Consider the following 11,857-nt stretch of genomic DNA (forward strand, 5'->3'; position numbering starts at 1 on the left):
CCCGGGTGGTGGGCCGGTAACGAGGTTCGGGGGGCCGCAGGGGCGGGCCGGGGCCGGACGGATCAGGACTTCTTCTTCGGCCGCTGCCCGCCGCCGCCGCGCTTCGGCTGCTGCCGGCCACCCTGCGGCCGGGCGGGGCCCGACTTGGTGCCGGCGGGCCGCGCCGCGGTCTGCTTGGCGGTACCGGTGGACTCGGCCGGGACGGCGTCCGCGGGCTCCTGGGCCGGCGTCTCGGCGGGGGTCTCCTTGGTCAGGCTGGTCGCCTGGGCGGTGCCGTGCTGGCGCTGCGACTTGGTCTGCTTCCGCGGCTGCTGGCGGCGCACCTGCACCGACTCCTCGACCACGGCCTCGGCGCTGGCGGCGGACTTCTTCGGCGGCAGCAGGCCCCACAGGGGACCGGTGATGACCGAGCCGTCCGGGTTCAGGCGGCCCGCCTTCTTGAGCCGGTCCTGGCGCTCGTCCCAGGCCTTGCTGCCCGGCGTCGGGTTGTTCCGGATGACGATCAGCTGCTGGCCCATCGACCAGACGTTGGTGGTCAGCCAGTAGACCAGGACACCGACGGGGAAGTTGATGCCCATCACGGCGAACATGATCGGGAAGACGTACATCAGCATCTTCTGCTGCTGCATGAACGGCGTCTTGACCGTGAGGTCCATGTTCTTCGTCATCAGCTGGCGCTGGGTGATGAACTGCGACAGCGACATCAGGATGATCATCACCGCGACGACGATCTTGACGCTGACGTCGGTGCTGCCGACGAAGGTGGCCGAGAGCGGGGCACCGAAGATGTGGGCCTGCTGGGCGCTGTCGAGCAGGGTGCCGTCGATGACCCCGATCGGCTTGCCGTCGGCGACCTTGGCGAGCACGCCGTAGAGCGCGGTGAAGAACGGCGCCTGCACGAGGATGGGAAGGCAGCTGGAGAACGGGTTGGTACCCGCCTCCTTGTACAGCTTCATCATCTCTTCGGACTGGCGCTGGCGGTCGTTCTTGTACCGCTCCTGGATGGCCTTCATCTTCGGCTGGATCGCCTGCATGGCCCGGGTCGCCTTGATCTGCTTCACGAAGAGCGGGATCAGGCAGATCCGGATGACGACCACCATCGAGGCGATGGCCAGACCCCAGGCCCAGCCACCGTTCGGGTCGAAGACGTGGCTGTACAGCGAGTGGAACTGGACGATGATCCAGGACACCGCTGTGTACAGGGGGTTGAGGAAGGAGAAGGTCACCGGTCAGGCTCCTTGGACATTGGGATTGGCCCCACGGGGCCAATGGTCGCCGGGCCCTCGGGGTCCGGACCGGCGGGGGGCATGATCACCGGCTGGTCTGCGGCGGACCGGCTCTTCAGCAGGTCGCGCAACCGGCGGTGCCATACCGGGTGCTTGCGCGGCGGAACATGGTCGACCCCACCGGGCGTCCACGGATTGCAACGCAGGATGCGCCACGCGGTCAGCCCGCCGCCCTTCACCGCCCCGTGCACCTTCACGGCCTCGAAGCCGTAGTGCGAGCAGGAGGGGTAGTAGCGGCAGACCGGACCGAGCAGTGGGCTGATGGTCCACTGGTAGACCCGGATCAAACCCATCAGCAGGTACTTCATCGCCCTGCTCCCGTCGGCGCCGCGGCGGCGTGCTCGGCCTTGAGCAGCCGCTTGAGCGCCGCGTCCAGGTCCCGTTCGAGGTCCTGGTACGAGGCGGACGCGGCCTGGGGCAGCGCACGCACCACTATCAGGCTACCGGCGGGCAGCCTGGAGAGACGATCACGGACTAGATGGCGCAGTCGGCGCTTGACCAGGTTGCGGATGACCGCCGGGCCAACGGCCTTGCTCACGACGAAACCCGCACGCGCCGAAGGTGTCCCCTCGGCGACGTGCGGGTGGGAGTCGCTGGCCCGGTCGGTGGGCCCCCCCGGGGCGTCCTCTCTCGCGAGGTGGACGACCAGAAGGGGCCTACCGGCCCGGCGACCGCGTTTGACCGCGGTCGCGAAGTCCTGGCGCCGCCGCAGCCGATTCTCGGAGGGCAGCACGGCAGACTCTGGTGCGGATCAGGCGGACAGGCTGGAACGGCCCTTGCCACGGCGGGCAGCCAGGATGGCGCGGCCGGCGCGGGTACGCATACGCAGCCGGAAGCCGTGGGTCTTGGCGCGACGACGGTTGTTCGGCTGGAAGGTGCGCTTGCTCACTCGGGGGCTCCTGAGGTGAATCGTAGGATGACGGGAGGTCGCTTGGCCGTCACCGTGCGTCCGCGTGATCTCCCCTGAATCGGAAATCCGGCCCCGTCACCCCAGTTCGGCTGGGGTTTGAGGCAATCCACGGCGCCCGTGCTGCGCGCCTTATGGAGCGGGCGGACCCGCGGACATGCGGCAGCGGCCATCGACAACTCGACCTGGTTACGGTACGCGGGACGGGGCACGAGGGTCAAACCAGCCGCTTGTCGGCGCCGCTCCGGGGACACCTGCCCCGCCCTTCGCCCACAGCCTGTGGACAACGACTTGATCCGGCTCTGTTCGCTGACTACCGTTGCAGGACTTGTCTGGTTTGTTCTTCGGTAACGGACCACGATCCACAGATTCTTGATCCACCACCCCTGCTGGAGCCGCGGGGAACCGAGAAAGCGTGCACCAGTGGCTGATGTCAACAGCGACCTCGTCCCTGTCTGGGCAAGGGTCGTCGAGCGGCTGGTCGGCGACCCGGACGTCGGGGAGATGGACAAGCAGTGGGTGCAGCGCACCCAGCCGATGTGGATGATGCACGACACCGCCCTGCTGGCGACCCCCAACGAGCGGGCCAAGCAGGTGCTGGAGGGCCGGCTGCTGCCGCAGCTGACCGAGGCCCTCAGCCGCGAGCTCAGCCGTCCGGTCCGGATCGCCGTGATGGTCGACGCCAACGCCGTGGCCCCCGGCCCCGCGCCGGCGGAGCCGCCGGCCGCCGAGCCCTACCCCCCGCAGAGCGGCGGTCCCGACTACGGGCAGCCCGCGTACGAGCGCCGCTACGAGTCGGAGCACGGCCGCGACCAGTACGGCCACGACCAGTACGGCGGCGGCTACCCCGAGCACCCGGCGCCCCAGTACGGCGGAGCGGGCGGGTACGGCCCGCCCGACCGGCAGCCGCCCTGGGACGAGGGCCCGGGCCGCTCCGGCTACGCCGAGCCGTCCCCGGAGTACCGCGACGAGTACCGGGACGACTACCGCGACCAGGACGCCCAGCGCCCCGCGCCCCGGCCCGCCGTCCCCGGCCCGCCCTCGACCACGCAGGGCGACCTCTTCGGCGGTGCGTACGGCCCCGGCCCCGGGGAGCACCCGCGGGCCGGCTCCGGGCGCCGCGCCCCGGCGGCCAGGCCGCCGGCCGGGCGGTCCGCGGAGAAGGCCCCGGCCGAGCGCGAGCGCGCCACCGACCGGCCGGCGGTGCCCGGGGTCCCGGCCCCGCCCGGCGCTCCCCCGGCCGGCGGCTCCCGCAAGGACGAGCCGGCCGCCCGGCTGAACCCCAAGTACCTCTTCGACACCTTCGTCATCGGCGCGAGCAACCGGTTCGCGCACGCGGCCGCGGTGGCCGTCGCCGAGGCCCCGGCCAAGGCGTACAACCCGCTCTTCATCTACGGCGAGTCCGGGCTGGGCAAGACCCACCTGCTGCACGCCATCGGGCACTACTCGCGCAGCCTCTTCCCGGGCACCCGGGTGCGCTACGTGTCCTCGGAGGAGTTCACCAACGAGTTCATCAACTCGATCCGGGACGGCAAGGCGGACACCTTCCGCAAGCGGTACCGGGACATGGACATTCTGCTCGTGGACGACGTGCAGTTCCTGGCGAGCAAGGAGTCCACGCAGGAGGAGTTCTTCCACACCTTCAACACCCTGCACAACGCCAACAAGCAGATCGTCCTCTCCTCCGACCGGCCGCCCAAGCTGCTGACCACGCTGGAGGACCGGCTGCGCAACCGCTTCGAGTGGGGACTGATCACCGACGTCACCCCGCCGGAGCTGGAGACCCGGATCGCGATCCTGCGCAAGAAGGCGATCCAGGAGCAACTGAACGCCCCCGCCGACGTGCTGGAGTTCATCGCGTCCCGGATCACCCGGAACATCCGGGAGTTGGAGGGCGCGCTGATCCGGGTCACCGCCTTCGCCAACCTCAACCGGGCGCCGGTGGACCTGGAGTTGGCCGGCATCGTCCTCAAGGACCTGATCCCGGGCGGCGACGAGGACGCGGGGCCGGAGATCACGGCGCAGGTCATCATGCAGCAGACCGCCGCCTACTTCGGGCTGGGCGTGGACGACCTCTGCGGATCCTCGCGCAGCCGAGTACTGGTGACGGCCCGTCAGATCGCGATGTACCTCTGCCGGGAGCTCACCGACCTCTCGCTGCCGAAGATCGGCGCGCAGTTCGGCGGCCGGGACCACACCACGGTGATGCACGCCGACCGCAAGATCCGGTCGCTGATGGCCGAGCGGCGCTCGATCTACAACCAGGTCACCGAACTCACCAACCGCATCAAGAGCTAGCCGGGACCGCACGGACGGCCCCGTGGGCGGCCGTCCGGCCCGCCCGGCGGGACGGGCGCCGGTCCGTGCGCGGGCCGGCCGCCGGTGGCCGGAAAAGGGCGTCAGGAGCGATCCTGACGCCCTTTCGCATGTCCACAGGTGTGCGGAGCCGCCCGGCGGGGCATGGATCCCTGCGACGGACGCCCCGCCAGTCCACAGCCCGCGCCGAACATCTGACCAGGGATTCGAACTCCCCGGGTGCGCAGGGCCGGAATCCACAGGCCGGGCCGGTTCACCGTCGTCCACAGGCCACCGGGCCGTGAGTTATCCAGAATTCCTCCACAGGGCCGTCGCCGCTACGCTCTTCGGCGCAGGTCAGGTGCCTGTGGACTTGTGCACAACCGTTATCCACAGGCTGTGGACAATTGGCGGCCCGTCAGTGGGCCATCCGGGTTGTCCACCGGTTGTCCCCAGGAGGCCCCCGGTTATCCCCAGGTTGTCCACAGCTGCGTCCACAGTTCGACAACCTTCCGCCACCGTTCATGCCCAGGTGTGAAAGGCGTCACGAAATGTTGACCGGCGCCCGTGGATAACCGGGCCCGGATCTGGGGACAGCGCTGGGGATAACCTGTGGATACTCAGCGTGCCCTGTGGGTAACGCTCCGCCGTCCACAGCCGGCCCTGCTCGTCCACAGCCCCCGTCCACATGTCCTGTGGACAAAAAACCGGGCCTGACCTGCGCAAACAGGGTTATCCACGGTTTCCACAGGCCCTACTACTACCACTACACCTATAGACCGTTCGATGAGCTCAAAAGCGGGTGGGGCCGAAATCTGTGGACAAGCGCCCACCGACATCCGTTCGACTTGCTTCCGCCCGTCTGCCCCGTCTGTCGGTGGAGTACGTCAGACTGTCCTCGGCGACTGGACACGGAGCGGCAGAGCTCGGCGGCCAGGCGGACCGACGACCAAGATCAGAAGAACCAGACGTGCGAGCGGGAGCGCTCGATCCAGGAGGCGGTTACCGGTGAAGTTCCGGGTGGAGCGTGACGTCCTCGCGGAGGCGGTGGCCTGGGCTGCCCGCAGCCTCCCGGCACGGCCGCCGGTGCCGGTGCTGGCGGGCCTGCTGCTGACGGCACAGGACGGCAGCCTGGCCCTGTCCGGCTTCGACTACGAGGTCTCGGCCCGGGTCGAGCTGGAGGCCGACATCGAGGAGGCCGGCACCGTGCTGGTCTCCGGCCGGCTGCTGAACGACATCTCGCGGAACCTTCCCAACAGGCCTGTGGAGATCTCCACCGACGGCCAGCGGGTCAGCGTGGTCTGCGGCAGCTCGCGGTTCACCCTCCCCACCCTCCCGGTGGACGAGTACCCCGCGCTGCCCCAGATGCCGACCGCGACCGGCACCGTCTCGGGCGACGTCTTCGCCTCCGCGGTCAGCCAGGCCGCCGTGGCCGCCGGCCGCGACGACACCCTCCCGGTGCTCACCGGTGTGCGGGTCGAGATCGAGGGCGACCGGATCACCCTGGCCGCCACCGACCGCTACCGCTTCGCCGTCCGCGAGCTGCTGTGGAAGCCCGAGCAGGCCGACATCTCCGCGGTCGCCCTGGTGCCCGCCAAGACGCTCCAGGACATCGCCAAGTCGCTGGGCAGCGGCGACACCGTCTCGATCGCGCTCTCCTCGGGCGGCGCCGGCGAGGGCCTGATCGGCTTCGAGGGTGCCGGCCGGCGGACCACGACCCGCCTGCTGGAGGGCGAGTTCCCGAAGTACCGCAGCCTCTTCCCCACCGAGTTCAACGCGATCGCGGCGATCCAGACGCAGCCGTTCCTGGAGGCGCTCAAGCGCGTCTCGCTGGTCGCCGAGCGCAACACCCCGGTGCGGCTCAACTTCGAGGAGGGCGTGCTCACCCTGGAGGCCGGTTCCGGCGACGACGCCCAGGCCACCGAGCGCATCGACGCCTCGCTGGAGGGCGACGCCATCTCGATCGCCTTCAACCCGGGCTACCTGGAGGAGGGCCTCAAGGCCATCGACTCCGCCTACGCCCAGCTGAGCTTCACCACGCCCACCAAGCCCGCGCTGCTCAGCGGCAAGGCCTCGGTGGACGCGGAGGCCGACGAGGCGTACCAGTACCTGATCATGCCGGTCCGCCTCTCCGGCTGACGCCCCGCACGGCGGGCCGTCACCCACAGCCTGTGAACAAACCTGTGGAAGTCTCCCCCGGTCGGCCCGACCGCGGGGAGGCCTCTCCGCTCCAGCACGTAGGCTCGGGTGAGCGCGGCAACGGCGCCGCCCGCAGGGACGTCACCACAGGTAAGGATTAGGTCATGGAGCTCGGCCTCATCGGTCTCGGCAAGATGGGCGGCAACATGCGCGAGCGGATCCGCCGCGCCGGCCACACCGTCATCGGCTACGACCGCAACCCCGACATCTCCGACGTCGAGAGCCTCCAGGAGCTGGTCTCCAGGCTCCAGGGCCCGCGCGTCGTCTGGGTCATGGTCCCGGCGGGTGCCGCGACCCAGGCCACCGTGGACGAGCTGGCCGAGCTGCTCTCCCCCGGCGACGTGGTGGTCGACGGCGGCAACTCGCGCTGGACCGACGACATCAAGCACGCCGAGGCGCTGGCGGCCAAGGGCATCGGGTTCGTCGACTGCGGCGTCTCCGGCGGTGTCTGGGGCCTGGAGAACGGCTACGCGCTGATGTACGGCGGCGAGGCCGAGTACGTCGCCAAGGTCCAGCCGGTCTTCGACGCGCTCAAGCCCGAGGGCGACTTCGGCTCCGTGCACGCGGGCGCGGTCGGCGCCGGGCACTTCGCCAAGATGGTCCACAACGGCATCGAGTACGCCATGATGCAGGCCTTCGCCGAGGGCTGGGAGCTGCTGGAGGCGGCCCCCGAGGTCACCGACGTCCGCGAGGTCTTCCGCAGCTGGCAGGAGGGCACCGTGATCCGCTCCTGGCTGCTGGACCTGGCCGTCCGCGCGCTCGACGACGACGAGCACCTGGCCAAGCTCAAGGGCTGGGCCGCCGACTCGGGCGAGGGCCGCTGGACCGTCGAGGCCGCGATCGACCACGCCGTGCCGCTGCCGGCCATCACCGCCTCGCTGTTCGCGCGCTTCGCCTCCCGTCAGGACGACTCGCCGCAGATGAAGATGATCGCCGCGCTGCGCAACCAGTTCGGCGGCCACGCGGTGGAGTCCAAGTAGTCCCGCAGTCCCCACCCGGGTAGTCCCACCGGGTTCTCCACAGAAGGCGAGCGCAGTCCACAGCCATGCACGTCGCGCACCTGTCGCTCGCCGACTTCCGTTCCTACGCCCGGGCCGAGGTTCCCCTCGACCCGGGCGTGACGGCGTTCGTCGGGCCCAACGGCCAGGGCAAGACCAACCTGGTCGAGGCGGTCGGGTACGTCGCCACCCTCGGCAGCCACCGGGTCGCCACCGACGCCCCGCTGGTCCGGCTGGGCGCCGAACGCGCGGTGGTCCGCGCCTCCGTGGTCGCCGGCACCCGCACCTCCCTGGTCGAGCTGGAGATCACCCCCGGCAAGGCCAACCGGGCCCGGATCAACCGCTCGGACAACGTCCGCCCGCGCGACGTGCTGGGCGTGCTGCGCACCGTGCTGTTCGCTCCCGAGGACCTCGCCCTGGTCAAGGGCGACCCCGGTGAGCGCCGGCGGTTCCTGGACGAGCTGCTGACCGCCCGGGCGCCCCGGCTGGCCGGGGTCCGGCAGGACTACGAGCGGGTGCTCAAGCAGCGCAACGCCCTGCTGAAGACCGCGGCGATGGCCCGTCGGGCCGGTGGCGGCAAGGGCGCCGACCTCTCCACCCTGGAGGTCTGGGACGGGCACCTGGCCCGGGCCGGCGCCGAGCTGACCGCCTTCCGGATCCAGCTGGTGGCGGCCCTCCAGCCGCTGGTGGCGGCCGCCTACGGGCAGCTCGCACCGGCCGCCGGCGACACCGTGCTGGAGTACCGCAGTTCCTTCGAGGGCGAGCTGCCGGGCAGCCGCGAGCAGGCCGAGGAGCAGCTGCTGCAGGCCCTCCAGGCGGTCCGCAAGCAGGAGATCGAGCGGGGGATCACCCTGGTCGGTCCGCACCGCGACGAGCTGGCGCTCCGGCTCGGTCCGCTGCCCGCCAAGGGCTACGCCAGTCACGGCGAGTCCTGGTCGTTCGCGCTGGCGCTGCGGCTGGCCTCGTACGAGCTGCTGCGCGCCGACGGCGGCGAGCCGGTGCTGATCCTGGACGACGTCTTCGCCGAGCTGGACGCCGCCCGCCGCGACCGGCTGGCCGAGCTGGTGGCAGGCGGCGAGCAGGTGCTGGTCACCGCGGCGGTCGCCGAGGACGTTCCGAAGGCGCTGGCCGGTGTCCGGTTCACGGTCGCCGACGGTGCGGTCCAGCGCGTCACCGGCTGAGCACCGGCACCGTTTCCCCACCCGATCCCCCCACCCGCCGCGGCCGGGGGCGCCGCGCGCACCCCTCCCGCTCCCGTACGCTGGACGGCTCACCGTTGTCCACAGGCTGGGGATAGGAGATCGCCGTGAGCGAGCCGGCGGAGGACTCCCCGCAGTCGGGCGGCGCCGAGCTGACCGGCGCCGATCTGGCCCGCTCGGCGCTGCGGGCGGCCCGGGCCCAGGCCCGCCAGCGCGGCGAGCAGGTCCGGGAGAAGCGCGAGGCGAAGCGGCACGGTCTGCGCAGCGGGGCCCGCTCGGACGGCCGTGACCCGGTGCCGCTGGGGGCGGCGCTGAACCGGCTGCTGACCGAGCGCGGCTGGGAGTCCTCGGCGGCGGTCGGCGGGGTGATGGGCCGCTGGCCGCAGATCGTCGGACCGGACATCGCCGCGCACTGCACCCCGACGTCCTACGACGACGAGGCCGCGGTGCTCACCGTGCAGTGCGACTCCACCGCCTGGGCGACCCAACTCCGCTGGCTGGCACGACAGTTGGTGGCCCGACTGAATCACGAGCTGGGCCACGGCACGGTCCGGACCATCAAGGTGCTGGGCCCGGCCGCCCCGGTCCGCGGCTACGGCCGGCTGCGCGCCCCGGGCAGCAAGGGGCCGGGCGACACCTGGGGCTGACCCCGGCCGGCCCGGCGCCGAGCGGACCCGGAGCTTCCGGAACCCCTGACGGCCCTTCCAGGCGCTCTGAGCCCCCGGGGCGAGTATCGGGACATGTGCAGAGGGGATTCAGGGCGGCGTATCTGCCCTCAGAGGCTGCCAAACGCCCATCTCTGTCAGTCGTACCGGTAGACTGAGAGCCAAACACTGTTGCTAGTGGCAACCGAGTCGAAACGCCGTGGTCGCACGCCCGCCCGCACGGGGCCGGGGATGCGGCCCGAGCTGTGCCAGAGAGGGCGCTTCGTGGCCGATTCCGGCAACCCCAGCCAGACCCAAGACCAGACCGACCAGGCCTCCTACACCGGTAGCAACATCCAGGTGCTGGAGGGCCTCGACGCCGTCCGCAAGCGTCCCGGCATGTACATCGGCTCGACCGGCGAGCGCGGCCTGCACCACCTGGTGCAGGAGGTCGTGGACAACTCCGTCGACGAGGCGATGGCCGGGTACGCCGACACCATCGACGTCACGCTCCTCGCCGACGGCGCGGTCCGGGTGGTCGACAACGGCCGGGGCATCCCGGTGGACATCGTCCCCGGGCAGGAGAAGCCGGCCGTCGAGGTCGTGCTCACCGTGCTGCACGCGGGCGGGAAGTTCGGCGGCGGCGGCTACGCGGTCTCCGGCGGTCTGCACGGCGTCGGCGTCTCCGTGGTGAACGCGCTCTCCACCCGGCTCGCGGTGGAGATCGACCGGGACGGCCACCGCTGGACCCAGGACTACAAGATGGGTGCCCCGACCGCCGCGCTGGTCAAGGGCGAGGCCACCGAGCGCACCGGCACCACGGTCACCTTCTGGGCGGACCCGGACATCTTCGAGACCACGGTCTACTCCTTCGAGACGCTCTCCCGGCGGTTCCAGGAGATGGCGTTCCTCAACAAGGGCCTGACCATCTCGCTCACCGACGAGCGCCCCGAGCACGTGGACGAGGAGGGCAAGCCGCTCTCCGTCACCTACAAGTACGACGGCGGCATCGCCGACTTCGTCGCCCACCTCAACTCCCGCAAGGGCGAGGTGATCCACCCCTCGGTGATCGACTTCGAGGCGGAGGACAAGGACAAGACGATCTCGGTGGAGATCGCCATGCAGTGGAACTCCTCGTACACCGAGGGGGTCTACTCCTTCGCCAACACGATCCACACCCACGGCGGCGGCACCCACGAGGAGGGCTTCCGCGCGGCGCTGACCGGCCTGGTCAACCGCTACGCGCGGGACAAGAAGCTGCTCCGCGAGAAGGACGACAACCTCTCCGGCGAGGACATCCGCGAGGGCCTGACCGCGATCATCTCGGTCAAGCTCGGCGAGCCGCAGTTCGAGGGCCAGACCAAGGACAAGCTCGGCAACACCGAGGCGAAGACCTTCGTCCAGAAGGTGGTCCACGAGCACCTCAACGACTGGCTGGACCGCAACCCCAACGAGGCCTCGGACATCATCCGGAAGTCCATCCAGGCCGCCACCGCGCGCGTCGCCGCCCGCAAGGCGCGCGACCTCACCCGGCGCAAGGGCCTGCTGGAGTCCGCCTCGCTGCCCGGCAAGCTGAGCGACTGCCAGTCCAAGGACCCGGCCGAGTGCGAGATCTTCATCGTCGAGGGCGACTCCGCCGGCGGCTCGGCCAAGCAGGGCCGCGACCCGCGGATCCAGGCCATCCTGCCGATCCGCGGCAAGATCCTGAACGTCGAGAAGGCCCGGATCGACAAGGTGCTGCAGAACACCGAGGTCCAGGCGCTGATCTCGGCCTTCGGCTGCGGCATCCAGGAGGACTACGACGAGTCCAAGCTCCGCTACCACAAGATCGTTCTGATGGCCGACGCCGACGTCGACGGTCAGCACATCCGGACGCTGCTGCTCACCCTGCTGTTCCGCTTCATGCGGCCGCTGGTCGAGTCCGGCTACGTCTACCTGGCGATGCCGCCGCTGTACAAGATCAAGTGGGGCAAGGACGACTTCGAGTACGTCTACTCCGACCGCGAGCGCGACGCCGTGATCGCCGCGGGCGTGGCCGCCGGCCGCCGCCTGCCGAAGGACGACGCGATCCAGCGGTTCAAGGGTCTCGGCGAGATGAACGCCGAGGAGCTCCGGGTCACCACCATGGACCAGGCCCACCGCCTGCTGCTCCAGGTGACCCTGGAGGACGCCGCCCGCGCCGACGAGCTGTTCTCCGTCCTGATGGGCGAGGACGTCGAGGCCCGCCGCTCCTTCATCCAGCGCAACGCCAAGGACGTCCGCTTCCTGGACGTGTGACGCCTGCACCCAGGCCCCGCACGTACCAGTCCGCGTGAAAGGAAACTGACCA

At 70.6% G+C, this 11,857-nt stretch carries 10 protein-coding genes; 6 read left to right on the forward strand and 4 right to left on the reverse strand.

Annotated elements, in window-relative coordinates; all coding sequences use genetic code 11:
• Positions 1–62 precede the first annotated feature (62 nt).
• Genes yidC through rpmH form a run of 4 tightly spaced genes read right to left on the reverse strand, consistent with a single transcriptional unit; the run spans position 63 to position 2,175 of the window.
• The gene (yidC, locus tag OG550_RS18795; RefSeq protein ID WP_327679046.1) at positions 63–1,226 is read right to left on the reverse strand and encodes a membrane protein insertase YidC; all 1,164 of its coding nucleotides are present in this window, start codon (positions 1,224–1,226) and stop codon (positions 63–65) included.
• Positions 1,223–1,594, reverse strand: coding sequence for a membrane protein insertion efficiency factor YidD (gene yidD / locus OG550_RS18800; RefSeq protein WP_327679048.1), 372 nt, complete (start codon positions 1,592–1,594; stop codon positions 1,223–1,225). Before yidD ends, yidC begins: the two co-directional genes overlap by 4 nt.
• Entirely contained in the window at positions 1,591–2,019 is a 429-nt protein-coding gene (rnpA, locus tag OG550_RS18805; RefSeq protein WP_327679050.1) for a ribonuclease P protein component, read from the reverse strand. Before rnpA ends, yidD begins: the two co-directional genes overlap by 4 nt.
• Positions 2,020–2,037: 18 nt before the next feature.
• Positions 2,038–2,175, reverse strand: coding sequence for a 50S ribosomal protein L34 (rpmH, locus tag OG550_RS18810; protein WP_030305394.1), 138 nt, complete (start codon positions 2,173–2,175; stop codon positions 2,038–2,040).
• Positions 2,176–2,616: 441 nt separating this feature from the next.
• Here rpmH and dnaA point away from each other — a divergent pair, with 441 nt between their 5' ends.
• From dnaA to gyrB, 6 genes are all read left to right on the forward strand, one after another.
• Positions 2,617–4,491, forward strand: a complete 1,875-nt coding sequence (gene dnaA, locus OG550_RS18815) for a chromosomal replication initiator protein DnaA (RefSeq protein ID WP_327679055.1) — start codon at positions 2,617–2,619, stop codon at positions 4,489–4,491.
• Positions 4,492–5,496: 1,005 nt separating this feature from the next.
• A complete protein-coding gene (dnaN, locus tag OG550_RS18820) occupies positions 5,497–6,627 on the forward strand; it encodes a DNA polymerase III subunit beta (RefSeq protein ID WP_327679057.1) in 1,131 nt (376 codons plus the stop codon).
• A gap of 164 nt (positions 6,628–6,791) precedes the next feature.
• Positions 6,792–7,667, forward strand: coding sequence for a phosphogluconate dehydrogenase (NAD(+)-dependent, decarboxylating) (gnd, locus tag OG550_RS18825; protein WP_327679059.1), 876 nt, complete (start codon positions 6,792–6,794; stop codon positions 7,665–7,667).
• A 65-nt stretch (positions 7,668–7,732) separates the two neighbouring features.
• A complete protein-coding gene (gene recF / locus OG550_RS18830; RefSeq protein WP_327679061.1) occupies positions 7,733–8,866 on the forward strand; it encodes a DNA replication/repair protein RecF in 1,134 nt (377 codons plus the stop codon).
• Between the two features lie 125 nt (positions 8,867–8,991).
• Positions 8,992–9,531: a DUF721 domain-containing protein gene (locus OG550_RS18835; RefSeq protein ID WP_327679063.1), complete on the forward strand. Its 540-nt coding sequence runs from the start codon at positions 8,992–8,994 to the stop codon at positions 9,529–9,531.
• Between the two features lie 249 nt (positions 9,532–9,780).
• Positions 9,781–11,805, forward strand: a complete 2,025-nt coding sequence (gene gyrB / locus OG550_RS18840; RefSeq protein WP_327679065.1) for a DNA topoisomerase (ATP-hydrolyzing) subunit B — start codon at positions 9,781–9,783, stop codon at positions 11,803–11,805.
• Positions 11,806–11,857 lie beyond the last annotated feature (52 nt).

The organism is Kitasatospora sp. NBC_00458 (genome assembly GCF_036013975.1).
In the GTDB taxonomy this organism is placed as follows: Bacteria; Actinomycetota; Actinomycetes; order Streptomycetales; family Streptomycetaceae; genus Kitasatospora.

What these genes read in the sequence shown, in the direction of transcription:
- gnd (WP_327679059.1), top strand. Translation starts at nt 6,792, where the DNA reads ATGGAGCTCGGCCTCATCGGTCTCGGCAAGATGGGCGGCAACATGCGC.
- yidD (WP_327679048.1), bottom strand. Translation starts at nt 1,594, where the DNA reads ATGAAGTACCTGCTGATGGGTTTGATCCGGGTCTACCAGTGGACCATC.
- recF (WP_327679061.1), top strand. Translation starts at nt 7,733, where the DNA reads ATGCACGTCGCGCACCTGTCGCTCGCCGACTTCCGTTCCTACGCCCGG.
- gyrB (WP_327679065.1), top strand. Translation starts at nt 9,781, where the DNA reads ATGCGGCCCGAGCTGTGCCAGAGAGGGCGCTTCGTGGCCGATTCCGGC.